The organism is Burkholderia sp. BCC0322, assembly GCF_902833045.1.
Classification (GTDB): Bacteria; Pseudomonadota; Gammaproteobacteria; order Burkholderiales; family Burkholderiaceae; genus Burkholderia.
Window position 1 is genome coordinate 414,737 of record NZ_CADFDU010000001.1, and the last position, 15,739, is coordinate 430,475.

General features: G+C 64.1%; 18 protein-coding genes and 2 pseudogenes. 12 read left to right on the forward strand and 8 right to left on the reverse strand.

Annotated features, from left to right (window positions below):
* Positions 1-12: 12 nt before the first annotated feature.
* Positions 13-423, reverse strand: coding sequence for a DUF3005 domain-containing protein (locus HWX39_RS01915; RefSeq protein WP_175965315.1), 411 nt, complete (start codon positions 421-423; stop codon positions 13-15).
* 277 nt (positions 424-700) lie between these two features.
* Here HWX39_RS01915 and HWX39_RS01920 point away from each other — a divergent pair, with 277 nt between their 5' ends.
* Positions 701-934 carry a hypothetical protein gene (locus HWX39_RS01920; protein ID WP_175965316.1) on the forward strand — a complete coding sequence of 78 codons (234 nt, stop codon included), beginning with the start codon at positions 701-703 and terminating at the stop codon, positions 932-934.
* A 137-nt stretch (positions 935-1,071) separates the two neighbouring features.
* Complete coding sequence (gene epsC / locus HWX39_RS01925) at positions 1,072-1,992, forward strand: serine O-acetyltransferase EpsC (protein WP_175965317.1); 921 nt, start codon at positions 1,072-1,074, stop codon at positions 1,990-1,992.
* Between the two features lie 35 nt (positions 1,993-2,027).
* On the opposite strand, the gene HWX39_RS01930 is transcribed toward epsC, so the two are convergent.
* The 3 genes from HWX39_RS01930 to HWX39_RS01940 form a co-directional block, all read right to left on the reverse strand.
* The gene (locus tag HWX39_RS01930) at positions 2,028-2,831 is read right to left on the reverse strand and encodes an SDR family oxidoreductase (protein WP_175965318.1); all 804 of its coding nucleotides are present in this window, start codon (positions 2,829-2,831) and stop codon (positions 2,028-2,030) included.
* Entirely contained in the window at positions 2,831-3,463 is a 633-nt protein-coding gene (folE, locus tag HWX39_RS01935) for a GTP cyclohydrolase I FolE (RefSeq protein WP_175965319.1), read from the reverse strand. The genes HWX39_RS01930 and folE overlap by 1 nt, the downstream gene beginning before the upstream one ends.
* 89 nt (positions 3,464-3,552) lie before the next feature.
* Complete coding sequence (locus tag HWX39_RS01940) at positions 3,553-4,479, reverse strand: LysR family transcriptional regulator (RefSeq protein WP_175965320.1); 927 nt, start codon at positions 4,477-4,479, stop codon at positions 3,553-3,555.
* Positions 4,480-4,644: 165 nt separating this feature from the next.
* On the opposite strand from HWX39_RS01940, the gene HWX39_RS01945 reads away from it, so the two are divergent.
* The 7 genes from HWX39_RS01945 to HWX39_RS01975 all read left to right on the forward strand — a co-directional run bounded on the left by HWX39_RS01945 (position 4,645) and on the right by HWX39_RS01975 (position 11,592).
* Entirely contained in the window at positions 4,645-5,877 is a 1,233-nt protein-coding gene (locus tag HWX39_RS01945; RefSeq protein WP_175965321.1) for a 4-hydroxybenzoate 3-monooxygenase, read from the forward strand.
* A gap of 141 nt (positions 5,878-6,018) precedes the next feature.
* The gene (locus tag HWX39_RS01950; protein WP_085038225.1) at positions 6,019-6,732 is read left to right on the forward strand and encodes a 3-oxoacid CoA-transferase subunit A; all 714 of its coding nucleotides are present in this window, start codon (positions 6,019-6,021) and stop codon (positions 6,730-6,732) included.
* 11 nt (positions 6,733-6,743) lie between these two features.
* Complete coding sequence (locus HWX39_RS01955; protein WP_175965322.1) at positions 6,744-7,400, forward strand: CoA transferase subunit B; 657 nt, start codon at positions 6,744-6,746, stop codon at positions 7,398-7,400.
* 88 nt (positions 7,401-7,488) lie between these two features.
* Positions 7,489-8,862: a 3-carboxy-cis,cis-muconate cycloisomerase gene (locus HWX39_RS01960; RefSeq protein WP_175965323.1), complete on the forward strand. Its 1,374-nt coding sequence runs from the start codon at positions 7,489-7,491 to the stop codon at positions 8,860-8,862.
* Positions 8,862-9,647 carry a 3-oxoadipate enol-lactonase gene (gene pcaD, locus HWX39_RS01965; RefSeq protein ID WP_175965324.1) on the forward strand — a complete coding sequence of 262 codons (786 nt, stop codon included), beginning with the start codon at positions 8,862-8,864 and terminating at the stop codon, positions 9,645-9,647. The genes HWX39_RS01960 and pcaD overlap by 1 nt, the downstream gene beginning before the upstream one ends.
* 10 nt (positions 9,648-9,657) lie before the next feature.
* Complete coding sequence (gene pcaC / locus HWX39_RS01970; protein WP_006480129.1) at positions 9,658-10,044, forward strand: 4-carboxymuconolactone decarboxylase; 387 nt, start codon at positions 9,658-9,660, stop codon at positions 10,042-10,044.
* A 189-nt stretch (positions 10,045-10,233) separates the two neighbouring features.
* Positions 10,234-11,592, forward strand: a complete 1,359-nt coding sequence (locus tag HWX39_RS01975) for an MFS transporter (protein WP_175965325.1) — start codon at positions 10,234-10,236, stop codon at positions 11,590-11,592.
* A 52-nt stretch (positions 11,593-11,644) separates the two neighbouring features.
* Here the strand turns inward: HWX39_RS01975 and HWX39_RS01980 are convergent, their stop codons facing one another.
* Both HWX39_RS01980 and HWX39_RS01985 read right to left on the reverse strand, forming a co-directional pair.
* Complete coding sequence (locus HWX39_RS01980) at positions 11,645-11,893, reverse strand: hypothetical protein (RefSeq protein ID WP_175965326.1); 249 nt, start codon at positions 11,891-11,893, stop codon at positions 11,645-11,647.
* Between the two features lie 110 nt (positions 11,894-12,003).
* The gene (locus tag HWX39_RS01985; RefSeq protein ID WP_175965327.1) at positions 12,004-12,618 is read right to left on the reverse strand and encodes a LysE family translocator; all 615 of its coding nucleotides are present in this window, start codon (positions 12,616-12,618) and stop codon (positions 12,004-12,006) included.
* Between the two features lie 436 nt (positions 12,619-13,054).
* On the opposite strand from HWX39_RS01985, the gene HWX39_RS36605 reads away from it, so the two are divergent.
* Both HWX39_RS36605 and HWX39_RS36035 read left to right on the forward strand, forming a co-directional pair.
* On the forward strand, positions 13,055-13,186 hold the full coding sequence (locus HWX39_RS36605; RefSeq protein WP_279613054.1) for a hypothetical protein: 132 nt from the start codon (positions 13,055-13,057) through the stop codon (positions 13,184-13,186).
* A 484-nt stretch (positions 13,187-13,670) separates the two neighbouring features.
* Positions 13,671-13,853 (forward strand): annotated as a pseudogene (locus HWX39_RS36035) (helix-turn-helix transcriptional regulator); the annotation flags it as partial.
* Positions 13,854-13,943: 90 nt separating this feature from the next.
* Here HWX39_RS36035 and HWX39_RS01995 read toward each other — a convergent pair.
* Positions 13,944-14,348, reverse strand: a complete 405-nt coding sequence (locus HWX39_RS01995; RefSeq protein WP_175965328.1) for a DUF2384 domain-containing protein — start codon at positions 14,346-14,348, stop codon at positions 13,944-13,946.
* Between the two features lie 626 nt (positions 14,349-14,974).
* On the opposite strand from HWX39_RS01995, the gene HWX39_RS02000 reads away from it, so the two are divergent.
* Positions 14,975-15,304: a hypothetical protein gene (locus HWX39_RS02000; protein ID WP_244134872.1), complete on the forward strand. Its 330-nt coding sequence runs from the start codon at positions 14,975-14,977 to the stop codon at positions 15,302-15,304.
* A gap of 44 nt (positions 15,305-15,348) precedes the next feature.
* On the opposite strand, the pseudogene HWX39_RS02005 reads toward HWX39_RS02000, so the two are convergent.
* Positions 15,349-15,525 (reverse strand): annotated as a pseudogene (locus tag HWX39_RS02005) (IS6 family transposase); the annotation flags it as partial.
* Between the last annotated feature and the right edge of the window lie 214 nt (positions 15,526-15,739).

Consider the following 15,739-nt stretch of genomic DNA (forward strand, 5'->3'; position numbering starts at 1 on the left):
ACGCCGCGCCGGCTATCTCGGCACGGCCGTCAGCTCGAAGACGCGCTCCGGCCGCCGCTGGTGGCCGGGCCAGTACGCGCTGCCGTACATCCGGTGGACGGGGCCGAACAGCGCGTCGCTCATAGGCGGCGGCGCGTCGAAGCCTTTCTCGATCACCATGTAGCCGGCACGCAGCGCGAACGCCGGATGATTGCCGCCGGGGCGGCTGTCGAAACCGGCGAAGCCGTCGCCAGCTTCCGGCATCGCGTTGACGAGCGACGCGTTGCTGCGCGTGATCTGGTCGGGCGAAATCGGCCCGCCGCCGGCGAGGCGCGCCGCCTCGCGGTTCTTGCCGTCGGTGTCGACCGTGCTGTCGTGCGTGTCGTCGTTGTCGAGCTCGATGCTGCGGGGATGCGAACGTTCGGTTTGACCGGATGATTCCATCGCGGCTCTCCTCGCGGCGAAGCGTTCCGGATCGAAGCAAATCCCGTTCCGGGCATGACGGGAAAAGGCGCGCGGGCGATCGCCGCGGTCGCGCGACGCGCACTGATTTGTCGTGATTTATTTCAGCTAGAAGACGCGTTTTCTACAGAGTATGATTCTTTTCCTGCGAAGCGGCGACAGGGGATTGGGCCGCGCCGCCTCTGCCCGCGCCGGGGCGCCGCAGCACCCTTAAGACGGGTAGTGAACAACAAGGCAAGGGACTAGAGGTGGCGGATTCATGCAAGCGACTACTGCCTTCACGCACCGCGGTTATCTGTTGAATTGCGCGCCCGCGCGCGCCAGCGACGGTTCGTTCAAACCCTACGTCGTGATCTCCCGATCGAGCGACGGGGAACTCGTTGCGAACCGCTTTTTTCCGATCGAGCTCCAGTTCAACGACGAAGGCGACGCAATCGCGCACGCGCGCGATTGGGCCGTGCGTTGGATCGACGCGAGCAGCGTCACGATCTGACGCCGCCGCGATTCGGCGCAATCGGCCGTCCGGCCGATTGCCGGCGTGCCGCCCCCGGACAAAAAACGCGGTAATCTTGCGGAACCCGTCACTATATTTGCGGCCGTGCGACCGAGTGCGGCCGCCCGCATTGGCATATGTCGACATCACCCGCCCGTCAGTGGGGCCTTGAAGAAATCGTCGCCGGCTTGCGCGAGTCGCGCGAGGAACTCCATCGCACGCGCCATCCGCGCGGCATCCGCGAACTGCCGTCGCGCGATGCGATCTGCAAGATTGTGACCGGCCTGCGCGCGTCGATGTTTCCGACGCACTACGGCGCACCGGATCTGACCGACGAAAGCGTCGACTTCTACGTCGGTCACACGCTCGAAAGCACGCTGCGCATTCTGTCCGAACAGATCCGCCGTGCGCTGCCGTTCCTGCCCGAGCATGCCGATACGCCGTTCGCCGAGCTCGACGAACGCGCGTTCGAGATCGCGCGCGAATTCGGCCGGCAGTTGCCGGCGGTCCGCGCGCTGCTCGTCAGCGATATCCAGGCCGCGTATGCCGGCGATCCGGCCGCGCAGCACATCACCGAGATCCTGCTGTGCTACCCCGGCGTGCTGGCGATGATGCATCACCGGCTCGCGCACGCGCTGCACCAGCTTGGTGTGCCGCTGCTGGCGCGGTTCATCAATGAAATCGCCCACTCGGCCACCGGCATCGACATCCACCCGGGCGCGCAGATCGGCCCGAGTTTCTTCATCGACCACGGCACGGGCGTCGTGATCGGCGAGACGGCGATCATCGGCGAGCGCGTGCGCGTGTACCAGGCCGTCACGCTGGGTGCGAAGAGCTTCCCGGCCGATGGCGAAGGGGCATTGGTCAAGGGCAATGCGCGGCACCCGATCGTCGAGGACGACGTGGTGATCTACGCGGGCGCGACGATTCTCGGCCGCGTGACCATCGGGCGCGGCTCGGTGATCGGCGGCAACGTGTGGCTCACGCACAGCGTGCCGCCCGGCACGAGTGTCGCGCAGGGCAAGGTTCGCGAAGGCGGGAGCGGCGAGAAGCCGTAACGCGGCGCGCGGCGGCCGGCCGCCGCGCGCGTCGGTCAGTGCTTGCCGTCGGGCGCGCGGTGCTTGTACAGCACATCCTGGTCGACGCGGATCAGGTTCTGCCCCGCATCGACGACGAAGTCCACCCCGTTGTACGCGTTGCCCGTCAGCATCAGGATCGCGCTCGCGACGTCGTCGGGGCCGGCGATGCGTGCGAGCGGCGTCGATGCGCGGCTCGCGTGTTCGAAGTCGGCCTGCGTCTGGTCGTCGCTCGGCAGCATCAGCCCGGGGAATACCGCGTTCACGCGCAGCACCGGCGCGGACGACAGCGCGAGCATCTGCGTGAGGTTGCCGAGCGCGGCCTTCGCGACCGTATAGCTGAAATGGTCGCGGTGAAAGTTTTCCTTGATCTTCTGGTCGACCACATTCACGACGACACCCTGCGTGCCGGCCGCGCGGGCCCGTTCGTAGAACGCGCGCGTGAGCAGGATCGGCGCGCGGCAGTTGACCGCCCACGCCTGGTCGAACGCGGCGAGGTCGAAGCTCGGGAAATGGTCCTGCCAGAACACCGATGCGTTGTTGACGAGCACGTCGAGGCGCCCGAAGCGCGCATACACCTGGTCGATCAGCGCGGAGATCTGGGCGGCGTCCGACAGGTCGGCCTGCAGCGCTACCGAATCGTGCCCGCCCTCGGCGATCGCACGGGCCGCTGCCTGGGCGGCATCGGCCGAACGGTCGTAATGCACCGCGGTGCGATAGCCGTGCGCGGCGAAATACTCGGCGAACGCGCGCCCGGCCCGGCGCGCGGCGCCGGTCACGAGCACGACGGGCGCGTGCGCCGTTTGCTTCGTCTGCTCCATTACGTATTCGTCAGGTTGACTGAAGAAGGATTGGCGACGATCGACAGGAATTCGCGCCGTGTCGACGGATCGGTGCGGAACGTGCCGAGCATGCGCGACGTGACCATCTCGACGCCCGGCTTGTGCACGCCGCGCGTCGAAATGCACTGGTGCGCGGCTTCGAGGATCACGCCGACGCCCTTCGGCTGCAGCACGTCGAACAGCGTGTCGGCGATCTGCACGGTCATCTTTTCCTGGATCTGCAGGCGCTTCGCGAACGCGTCGACGAGGCGTGCAAGCTTCGAGATGCCGACCACGCGATGATTCGGCAGATACGCGACGTGCGCGCGGCCGATGATCGGCACCATGTGGTGCTCGCAGTAGCTCTCGAAGCGGATGTCCTTCAGCACGATCATTTCGTCGTAGCCGTCGACTTCGCTGAACGTGCGCGCGAGGATGTCGCGCGGCTCCAGCGCATAGCCGGCGAAGAACTGCTCATAGGCGCGCACGACACGGGCGGGCGTGTCGATCAGGCCTTCGCGCGCGGGATCGTCACCGGCCCAGCGCAACAGCACGCGAACCGCGGCTTCTGCTTCTTCACGGCTCGGGCGGGATGCGGCCGTTTCGGCCGGTGCGGACTTCTTTTTACCCATCTATCTGCTCCATCGAATGCCGCCGCCGGGGCGGCGCGGAATCCGGGCATTGTTTCATGCTTTCGCGGGGCGTGCGCGAGGCCTGGCGCTCACTTCGGCCATTCGTCCTGCTCGTCGTTGAACAGCGACGCGACCACGCCGCGCAGCCACGCGGTACGCGGATCGTTGTGGTACTTGCGATGCCAGTGCTGCTTCAGGTCGAAGCGCGGCAGGGCGAGCGGCGGCTCGACGGGCACGATGAACGCATGCTCGGCCGCATACGCGTAGCCGATCGCATGCGGGACCGTCGCGATCAGGTCGGTGCGGCTCAGGATGAACGGCAGGCTCATGAAGTGCGGCGTCTCGAGCACCGCGCGGCGCTGCATGCGCTGCTTCGCGAGATATTTCTCGAGCACCTCCTGGCTGCGGCCTTCGGCGCGTACGACCGCATGTCCGCACGTGAGGAACTGCTCGACCGTGAACGGCGGCGCCTGCTCGAACGGATGGCCGCGCCGCATCAGGCAGACGAACCGGTGCGTGAACAACCGCTGCTGGAAGAAGTTGTTGCCGTCGAGATCCGGGAAGTAGCCCACCGCGAGATCGATCGACCCGGCCTCGAGGCCGCGCCCGACTTCGTCGTGCGCGAGCGAGACCGAGCGCAGGTTCGCGTGCGGCGCGCGCGTCGCGAACGCCTGCAGCAGCTTCGGCAGGAACACGATCTCGCCGACGTCCGACAGCGCGATCGAGAACGTATGCGTGCTCGCGGCCGGATCGAAGTCGTGCGGCGCGACGAGGCCGCGCTCGATCTGCGCAAGCGCGTCGCGGGCGGCCGGCAGCAGCGCGAGCGCGCGCGGCGTCGGCTCCATCCCGCGCGACGTGCGCACGAACAGCGGATCGCCGAAGTACGCGCGCAGGCGGCCGAGCGCCGTGCTCACGCGCGGCTGGCTGACGCCGAGCAGGTCGCCGGCGCGGCTCACGTTGCGCGTGTCGTCGAGCGCGACGAGGTAGGGAATGAGGTTCAGATCGAGCGCTTCCATCGCCAGGCCAGTATCTTCAAAACGTATACAACATATCTCCTGAATCGCGTTGCCGCATAGTCGGGAAAGCGCTCAAATGTGTTCCATTACTCGAACCAATGTTCCGCAAAGCATGGGACCGGAGTAAGCGCTGAAGCGCTAACTCCGGTCGACAGGAGACAAACAATGCGCACTCAAGTTGCAATCATCGGCGCCGGTCCGTCCGGCCTTCTGCTTTCCCATCTGCTGCGCCTGCAAGGCGTCGATTCCATCCTCGTCGAAGCACGTTCGCGCGAATACTGCGAGAACCGCATCCGCGCCGGCGTGCTGGAGCAGGGTACGGTCGACACGCTGAACGAAGCCGGCCTCGGCGACCGGATGCGCCGCGAAGGGCTCGAGCACCACGGCATCGAGCTGCTGTTCTCCGGGCAGCGCCACCGCATCGGCCTGTCCGCGTTGACCGGCGGGCGGGCGATCACCGTGTACAGCCAGCATGAAGTGGTGCGCGACCTGATCGCGGCCGGCGTCGAGCATGGCCACGCGATGCACTTCGAAGTGAGCGACGTTGCGTTGCACGACGTCGAAGGCGAACACCCGTTCGTCACGTTCAAGCATGCCGACGGCCGCGAAGACCGCATCGACTGCGACTACATCGCCGGCTGCGACGGCTTCCACGGCATCGCGCGCCAGACGATTCCGGTCGAGCGGCTGAACACGTTCGAGCGCGTCTACCCGTTCGCGTGGCTCGGCATCCTCGCCGATGCGGCGCCGTCGCTCGACGAACTCGTCTATGCGCATCACGACAACGGTTTCGCGCTGTTCTCGATGCGCTCGCCGACGGTCACGCGCTTGTACCTGCAGTGCAAGCCTGATGAAGACCTCACCGAATGGTCCGACGCGCGGATCTGGGACGAGTTGCACACGCGCTTCTCGAACGACACGGGCTGGACGCCGACCGAGGGCCGGATCACGCAGAAAAGCGTGACGCCGATGCGCAGCTTCGTGTCCGAGACGATGCAGCACGGACGCCTGTTCCTCGCCGGCGACGCCGCGCACATCGTGCCGCCGACCGGCGCGAAGGGGATGAACCTGGCAGTGGCCGACGTCCGCGCGCTGTCCCGCGCGCTCGGTGCGCGCTACCGGACGGGCGATGCGACGCCGCTCGACCGGTATTCGGCGACCTGCCTCGAACGCGTGTGGCGCGCCGAGCACTTCTCGTACTTCATGACGAACATGTTGCATGCGTCGCCGGAGGATTCGCCGTTCGTCAATCGCCTGAAGTTTGCCGAGCTGAAATACGTGACGCGCTCGCGGGCCGCCGCGCAGTCGCTTGCCGAAAACTACGTCGGGCTGCCGTTCGACGATGTGACGGCCCCCGAGGCAACCCGCCTTGACAACGCGCTGTGCGCGACTCTATGATCGGCCATCGTTCGCTAAACGAATCTAGGTTCGAATAGCGAACAAAACCGGGATCGAGATCGGCCCCGGCGCGGCACGCGGCACGCGCGTGTCCCCTCGACAGGCCGCGCACCGAGCCGCGGGTTCGTATCAGGAAGAGACATGGTCAACAAGATTTTCGAATCGCTTCAGTCGGCGGTGGCCGACATCCACGACGGCGCGACAATCATGATCGGCGGCTTCGGCACGGCAGGCATGCCGTCCGAGCTGATCGACGCGCTGATCGAACAGGGCGCGCGCGACCTGACGATCGTCAACAACAACGCGGGCAACGGCGAGACGGGCCTGGCGGCGCTGCTGAAGGCGAAGCAGGTGCGCAAGATCATCTGTTCGTTCCCGCGCCAGAGCGACTCGCAGGTGTTCGACGGGCTGTACCGCGCCGGCGAGATCGAGCTGGAGCTCGTGCCGCAGGGCAACCTCGCGGAGCGCATCCGCGCGGCGGGCGCCGGCATCGGCGGCTTCTTCACGCCGACCGGCTACGGCACCAAGCTCGCGGAAGGCAAGGAAACGCGCGTGATCGACGGCAAGCCGTATGTGTTCGAGACGCCGATCCACGCCGATTTCGCGCTCGTGAAGGCGTACAAGGGCGATCGCTGGGGCAATCTCGTGTATCGCAAGACCGCGCGCAATTTCGGGCCGATCATGGCCAGCGCCGCGAAGGTCGCGATCGTGCAAGTGTCGGAAGTCGTGCCGCTCGGCGCGCTGAACCCGGAACACATCGTGACGCCGGGCATTTTCGTCCAGCGCGTCGTCGAGGTGCCGCAGGCCGCGCACGCGGCCGAGCTGGCCGCCGAACACGCATCGCAAGCCGCCTGAGGAGACCCGAAATGAAACGACTGACCCGCGATGAAATGGCCAAGCGCGTTGCCCAGGACATCCCCGAAGGCGCGTACGTGAACCTCGGCATCGGCGTGCCGACGCTGGTGGCGAACCACCTCGACCGATCCAAGGAAATCTTCCTGCACAGCGAGAACGGCCTGCTCGGCATGGGCCCCGCACCCGCGCCCGGCGAAGAGGATGACGAACTGATCAACGCCGGCAAGCAGCACGTGACGCTGCTCACCGGCGGCGCGTATTTCCACCATGCGGATTCGTTCGCGATGATGCGCGGCGGTCACCTCGACTACTGCGTGCTCGGCGCGTTCCAGGTATCCGCGACCGGCGACCTCGCGAACTGGCATACGGGTGCGCCCGATGCGATTCCGGCGGTTGGCGGCGCGATGGACCTCGCGATCGGCGCGAAGCAGGTGTTCGTGATGATGGAGCACCTGACGAAGCAGGGCGAGAGCAAGATCGTCGCGCAGTGCTCGTATCCGGTCACCGGCGTGCAATGCGTAAGCCGCATTTATACGGATCTCGCCGTGCTCGACGTGACGGCCGACGGTCTTGCCGTGAGCGAGATCTTCACCGACCTGTCGTTCGACGAACTGCAGACGCTGACCGGCGTGCCGCTGATCGACGCGACGCAAAAGGCCGCTGCCTGAACCGCAGGCGTGCCGGCGCGTGCGCCTGCGCGCATGCCGGCACGCTTGGGTGGACAATAGGCGCACGCCGTTTCCCCAATCTGATGCCATGCTCGAAGACAGCGCCAGCCTGACCTCCCTCATCTGCGGCACCGAGCCGCTCAACCGGATCTGGTCGCCTCGCGCAACGATCCAGCGGATGCTCGACGTCGAGGCCGCGCTCGCGCGTGCGCTCGCCGCGCAGCAGGTGATTCCCGCCGCCGCGGTCGCGCCGATCGAACGCGCGTGCGATGCCGGCCGGCTCGACGCCGACGCGCTCGCGCACGGCGCGGCGCTTGGCGGCAATCTCGCGATTCCGCTCGTCAAGCAGCTCACCGCGCAGGTGAAGGCCGACGACCCCGAGGCCGCGAAGTTCGTGCACTGGGGCGCGACGAGCCAGGACATCATCGATACCGCCACCGTGCTGCAGTTGCGCGACACGCTCGACGTGCTCGAGCCGATGCTCGACGAAGCGTGCGCATCGCTCGCGACGCTCGCGCGCACGCATCGCGCGACGCCGATGATCGGCCGCACCTGGCTGCAGCAGGCGCTGCCGATCACGCTCGGCCTGAAATTCGCGCAATGGCTCGATGCGCTGCTGCGCCATCGCACGCGCTTTGCCGAATTGCGCGAGCGTGCGCTCGTTCTGCAGTTCGGCGGTGCGGCCGGCACGCTCGCGAGCCTGCGCGAGCACGCGCGCGGCGTCACGGCCGCGCTGGCGGCGGACCTGAAGCTCGCGGCGCCGGCCGTGCCGTGGCATACGCAGCGCGATCGCATTGCGGAAGCCGCATCCTGCTTCGGGATGCTGACCGGTACGCTCGGCAAGATCGCGCGCGACGTGTCGCTGCAGATGCAGACTGAAGTCGGCGAGCTTGGCGAGCCGGCCGCCGCCGGCAAGGGCGGCTCGTCGACGATGCCGCACAAGCGCAACCCGGTCGGCTGCGCGGCCGTGCTGACGGCTGCCGTGCGCGCACCGAACCTCGTCGCGACGGTGTTCGCGGGCATGGTCCAGGAACATGAGCGCGCACTCGGCGGCTGGCAGGCCGAATGGGATGCATTGCCCGACCTCGCGCGCCTGACCGGCGGCGCGCTCGCGCAGATCGCGCAGATCGTCGCGGGCCTCGACGTGAACACCGAACGCCTGGCCGCGAACCTCGACCTGACGCGCGGGCTGATTCTCGGCGAAGCGGTGATGCTCGCGCTCGGCGACAAGATCGGCCGACTCGACGCGCATCACGTCGTCGAACATGCGTCGAAGGAAGCCGTTCGCACCGGCGCGACGCTGTTCGATGTGCTTGCCGCCGACGCGACCGTATCGGCGCACCTCTCGCGCGACGCGCTCGCGCGGCTGCTCGATCCCGCTCATTACGTCGGCGAGGCGCAGGCCTACGTCGACGCCGTGCTCGCGCTGCACGCGGGCGCGCAATCACCAGGAGAACATTGATGCCATTCGCCACTGTCAACGGCGTGAAACTGCATTACCGGATCGACCGTACCGCGCGCGACGACGCGCCGTGGCTCGTCTTCTCGAACTCGCTCGGCGCCGACCTGCAGATGTGGGCACCCCAGATCCGCCCGCTCACGCAGCACTTCAACATCCTGCGCTACGACACGCGCGGCCACGGCCATTCCGATGCGCCGGCCGGTTCGTACACGATCGACCAGCTCGCCGGCGACGTGATCGGCCTGCTCGACCACGTCGGCATCGCCCGCGCGCATTTCTGCGGGATCTCGATGGGCGGGCTGACGGGTGCTGCGCTGGCTGCACGTTTCCCGTCGCGCATCGTTCGCGCGGTGCTGTCGAACACCGCCGCGAAGATCGGATCGCCGGAAGTGTGGGCGCCGCGTGCGCAGAAGGCGCGTGCCGAAGGGATGGCGGCGCTCGCCGACGCGGTGCTGCCGCGCTGGTTCACGGACGCATTCGTCGAACGCGAGCCGCGTTTGTTCGATGCGATCCGCGACACCTTCGTGCATACCGACAAGGACGGCTATGCGGCGAACTGCGACGCGCTGAACGCGGCCGACCTGCGCGAAGAAGTGAAAGGCATCGCGTTGCCGGTGCTCGTCGTGACCGGCGCGAAGGACATGTCGACGCCGCCCGACCAGGGCCGCGCGCTTGCAGCCGCGATTCCGGGCGCGCGGCACGTCGAATTCGACGCCGCGCATATTTCGAACATCGAGTGCACCGACGGCTTCAACCGCGCGCTGCTCGATTTCCTGACCGCGTGAGGCACCGGCGATGGACGACCAGGAACGTTACGAAGCAGGGATGAAGGTGCGCCGCGCGGTGCTCGGCGACGCGCACGTCGACCGCTCGATCGAGAACCGCACCGAGGTGACCGACGAATTCCAGAACCTGATCACGCGCTATGCATGGGGCGAGATCTGGACGCGCGACGGGCTGCCGCGCCATACGCGCAGCCTGCTGACCATCGCGATGATGGTGGCGCTGAACCGCGGCGAGGAACTCGCGCTGCACCTGCGCGCCGCGCGCAACAACGGCGTGACGCGCGACGAGATCAAGGAAGTGCTGCTGCAGACCGCGATCTACTGCGGCGTACCGGCCGCGAACTCCGCGTTCCATCTCGCGGACAAGATCTTCAAGGAACAGGATGCGGCCGGTTAAGTGCCGGCTGTAGTTCGATGTCGAGGCGAGGCCGCTGATGGTCGGCGGGCCTCGATGATGAATGATCGCGCCGGCAACGCATCGGCGCGTGAACAGAAGAATGGCGCGGCTGGGAGGCCGCGCTTCTTGCATCTATATCGGTGTTGCATGGGACTGGCGTAACAACGCCGGCCGACAAGGAGACTAGCGATGAATCGCACACCCGTGGTCGATGTCCAGACCTTCATCAACGAGCAGCCGTTCGGCGGTTTTCAATGGCTCGTATTCCTCATGTGTTTCGTGATCGTGCTGCTCGACGGCTTCGATACGGCTGCGATCGGCTTTATCGCGCCGTCGCTGCTCGGCGAATGGAACCTCACCAAGCCGGATCTTGCACCGGTGCTGAGCGCCGCGCTGTTCGGCCTCGCGTGCGGCGCGCTCGTGTCGGGCCCGCTGTCCGACAAACTCGGGCGTCGCTCGCTGCTGCTCGGTTCGGTATTCCTGTTCGGCGTCGCATGCCTGATGTCCGCATTCTCGACGACGATCGGGCACCTGACGATCCTTCGTTTCATCACCGGCGTCGGGCTGGGCGCGGCGATGCCGAACGCGGTCACGATGATGGGCGAGTTCTGCCCGGACAAGCGCCGAGCAACCGTGATCAACCTGATGTTCTGCGGCTTTCCGCTCGGCGCCGCGTTCGGCGGTTTCCTGGCTGCCTGGATGATTCCGCATTTCGGCTGGCGCAGCGTGCTGATCCTCGGCGGCGTGACGCCGTTGCTGCTCGGTGTGCTGTTGCTGCTGAAGATGCCGGAATCGGTGCGCTTCATGGTCGCCAACAATCACGCTGTCGACAAGATCCGCGCGACGCTCGCGCGCATTTCGCGCGATGCGCTGAACGCCGGCTCGTTCGCGATGACCGAAGCCGCGCCGCAGACGGGCAGCAAGGGCCTCGGCGTCGTGCTGTCGCGCTCGTACATCGTCGGCTCGGTGATGCTGTGGCTCGCGTACTTCATGGGGCTCGTGATCTTCTACGCGTCGATCAACTGGATGCCGATCCTGCTGAAGGATGCCGGCCTGACGCCGAAGAGCGCGACGCTGATCTCCGCGTTGTTCCCGCTTGGCGGCGTGGGTGCGGTGCTGTGCGGCGTGCTGATGGACCGCTTCAACGCGAACCGCGTGATCGCCGTGTGCTACGCGCTGACGGCGGTGAGCGTCTATGCGATCGGGCAGGCGGCCGGTAACGTCGGGCTGCTCGTGCTGGTCGTCTTCGTGGCCGGTGTGCTGATGAATACCGCGCAATCGTCGATGCCGGCGCTCGCCGCTGCGTTCTATCCGACCGAAGGGCGCGGCACGGGTGTCGCGTGGATGCTCGGCGTCGGCCGCTTCGGCGGGATTGCAGGATCGTTCCTCGTCGCCGAACTGACGCGCCGGCATGTCTCGTTCACGGGCGTGTTCGCGACGATCGCCGTCGCGGGCTTGCTCGCGTGTGTCGCGCTGCTGATCAAGCAGATGGCACGGCCGCATGGCGTGACGCAGCCGGCAGGCAAGATCGAGTCGCTCGGGCATTGAGCGAAGCGCGGGCCGGTGCGATGCGCCGGCCCGCCGATACGGCGGCCGCCGGCTATTCTTCCGCGTCGTGTTCCTTCACGAAGTTGCGCAGATACGCGCGCAGCGCGGCCTCCCGGCCGCGATGATCGGCGAGGTTCGCGGCGCCCATGTCTTCCTCTTCGCCGAACATCGTCGGCGGGGCGCAGTAGATGCCGATCTCGATGTTTTCGCGCAGCACGCGAATCTCGTGCGTGAGCGGATGATATTCGGCGATCCAGTGCATCCCCTCGATGTGTTCGCCCGCCCTCAGCAGTGGCTTCATCGGCACTCTCCCGGCAGCGGCGGCGCAACCAGCGAAACGGTTGCGCGCGCCCGTCACAAAAGGGTACGCCTGCATCGGGCGAATCTCAACGGGCGCACGGCGAGCACCCACTACGCCAGCAGGTGTGCGACCAGCGGATACAGCGACAGGATCAGCAGCACGGCCATCGTCACGTTGAAGATGCGCAGCGCGCGGGGGTTCGACAGGAAGCGTCGCAGGCCGAGCCCGAAAGCAGCCCATAGGCTGATGCACGGGAAGCCGATCAGGATGAACACGACGGCCATCCATGCGGCGTTCATTCCGTAGTCGGCGGACAGGCGGATCGTCGTCGCGGCGGTCAGCACCATCATCCATGCCTTCGGATTGATCCACTGGAACGCGGCGGCTTCGATGAACGTCATCGGACGCGGCTTGCCGCCGTGCGCCTTCACTTCGCCCGACGTGCCGATGCGCCACGCGAGGTACAGCAGGTACGCGACGCTCGCGGCTTCGAGGATCGTGTACAGAAGCGGCATGCGCTTGAACGCTTCGCCGAGGCCGAAGCCGACGCAGAGCATCAGGATCGCGACGCCGGTGCTGATGCCGAACAGGTGCGGCATGGTGCGGCGGAAACCGAAGTTGACGCCGGATGCGAGCAGCATCGTGTTGTTCGGGCCGGGCGTGATCGACGTGACGAGCGCGAACAGCATGCCGGCGGGCAACGCGCTCAGGGTGAGGAATTCCATCGCGGATTCTCCGTTCGGTTCTGGACTGGGATGGAGGTCAGTTTAGCGATGGATTTCTGTACAGTACCGGTACAGTTGGATTGACGATTGCCGGTACGGGGAGAGGTGGGTGGGCTTGTGTTGCGAGTGTTTGTTGTTGTCTCTCAGAAAAGATGTCCGCAGTCTCAATAAGTTGTCTTTGAATAATTGGCTACCTTCCATGCGTTGGGAATGTAACCCGTATGGATAGGCAGAAAATGATCGGAGAATATTTGGCAGTGACGGCCTACGACGCAATGTTTAGTCGATGGTGTCAGATCGATGTCGTCGCATTGGCGATGCCCAATCGCCGTTTCACGTCTGGGGCGTGTCTCCACAAGCCAATGGGGGGGCGATGCTTAGTGCAGGGCGCAAGCCATCTGCCGAAGCCACTCGGCTCGTTCGGCTAACCCTCCCCGTGCAGGTCGATGTGGCACTTGAGCGCATCGCCAAGATCGGCTTCTACGGCCGCTCCGAGTCGGAGGTTGTCTTTAGCGAGAACTTCATCGAATCGCCGGGGATGGCTTTGTCGATCGTCTTGATGGCCTGACGAAGTAAACCTAGAGGCTCTGTGCAGCTTTTCTGCGGTACAAACTCCGAATTGTCATACCAATCGTGGCGATGTGAACCATGGCTATTTATGTCGCTTTGCAACCCGGCCCATACTTGTCCTGAGAGTGTAACTTTCGCGCAACAGATGCTTATCGGCCGGCCGGCACCGTTCATCCGTCACCGCAAATCTGCGTGTCGTTTGAACACCTATAGATCAATTTTCGTCGATTTCCTTGCGTACGCCGTTCAGAAGTTTGACGAATGAATCGACCCTACTCGAGAAATATACGAGCCGACACTTGTACAAAAAGGGAAATTATTTTCTTCTCCTTTTCAGCGTTTCCATAACGCATGCCTCTATTTTTTGATCCGAACGATGGTTCTTCCGCCTTTGTTGTGGCGTAGAAGAAGAAAAAATTTACTTGTCCGACGGCTGGGTCACCACATACATTGAGAGATAGGACATGTGTAGGTGCAAGGCGATGACTCCATTCTCAAATGCATTGGTGTACTACCGAAAGCGAGCTGGTCTCAGTCAAACGAATGTGGCCAAGCAACTTGGGGTCGCGATTCAATATGTCTGGAAGCTCGAGCGCGCGGTTAAGCCGCCGCCATCGACCGAACAAATTGAGCGGATAGCTGCGGTACTCGGCATGCGCAACGCCGATGTCGCTTCATTGCTCGAGGCCGCTCTGGACTCGCAAAGGAAATTGCGGTTAGCCGCAATTTTGCGGACCCGCAACGTGTGTCTCCGGCTATCCAGCCGCACCGGCCTCGAGCGATGTGACGTAACGCAGCAGGTCTTCAGTGCGTCCCTCCGATATCAGCTCTTCGGCAGTCTTGTAGCCAAAGGTCGGCAGTGGTTCATTGCGATACCAAAACAGCGTGCTCCGTATATCTCCGGAGATATCGGTTGCAGCTCGGATGACCCGCAGCGCGTCTCGAAGATACTTTTGCACGCTTTCGGCGCCGGGAAGACGACTGATGGTATTGCGATGGACATGGGCCAGCCGTGCGAGTGTCTGCATATCGATATGCAGGGCGGCCGCGAAGCGTCGCGCCGAGACGATCGGCGCAGCGCTCTCCGAGTCCTTCAAAGACGCCAGGAAGTGATCGAAATCGAGGGGTGGCGTTGAATCTCGGGCCAGACCGGGGCTCATGGAAGCTTTCTTGGCGCACACTATATGCACATTTATAGCACAAGAAGTGCCGACATCGCTGGCCGCTGAAACGCTCATCCATTGTGCTGCCGGTCGCCGAGTTCCGCCGAGGCGCCTAGGTAGGGGCGTGACATTCCGAAGGACAACTTTTCTGAGAATTTTCGTGGCCAAGGACATCTTTTCTGAGACAAGAAGCATGCGGTGTTCTCAAAAAAGATGTCCAAGTCCTTGATCTGTATAGGGGCCCAAAGACACCTTTTCTGCGAGCCCACATTTGTTGTTGGTTCTCAGAAAAGATGTCTGCAGTCTCAATATGTTGTCTTTGAATAAAAAGCGACGTTTCACTGGATATGTGCTCTATCTGCGGCGCCATGAGTCGAATATAGAGTCGATTTTTGCGGTAAGAAGACCTTCGAGCGATCTTGTGGCGATTGGTGGCGTGCTTGCCAAGTCCGCGAAGCCGGTACGCTGCGCGACGTGGCGGACGAGGTGATCGACGTCCCGCTGCCGCCGCTCAACGGCGATCGTCTTGGTCTCTAACAGCGCGGCACCTGGAAACCGGCGCCCGTCGTGCAGATTGAGTCGTGCTAGGTTTATGCGCCGGAACGAGTAAAAGCCACGGGACCATGGGCCAACAACAAGACCTTTACGACCGCTGGAAACGGGCGAAAGCGCAACTGAATGATCTGTTCAAGAAGCCAGAAAACACGCTCATCGTTCACTACCTTTGCGAGCTTCTTTACGACCAGACCAAGGCGGACTCGCCGCGCGTCACGTCGATCGCGGTGAGAAACTTGCAATCCGCGCAGACTTATTCGCTCTCGATCCATTTTGCCGCCGAGCGCGCTCACGCCCTCGACCAGATTGAAAATCGGCACGACGAGTTCGAGCAGGCGATGCTGAATGACTTTTTTGCTTTCGCACGCGACCATCAGTTTCACACCTGGCTGCACTGAAACCCGTGCTGTAAGCAAGGCGCTCAGTCGGTAAGGGGCACCACGCCAAACTTGTTGCACCAGCAACGAATCGTTTCGCATGTGCCCACGACACCAGGATCGAGCAGCAACTCCATGATGTCCAGCAGGCTCAGGTTGAACCGGAAATACCAGTGAATCGCACAGCTAATGACGACAGCCTGGAAGCGGTGGTCACGATAAAGCGATTTTGTCATCTTTATTGTTTCGTTTTACCGTCATATCGCCTCAAACTTGAAAATTCTAAAATAAGTGCATAGTGCGTTATATCGCAGATGAAATTTATTTTCATGAAAACGAGGTTGCAGTATCAGTGCGCGATTTCTAGAATCAGCTTTAATACAAAGACGTGAAGACTCCGCCTTTTGCGGCATTTCCCGGGGGCGCACAATGAAAGCGGCTTGCATCGCTGGATGG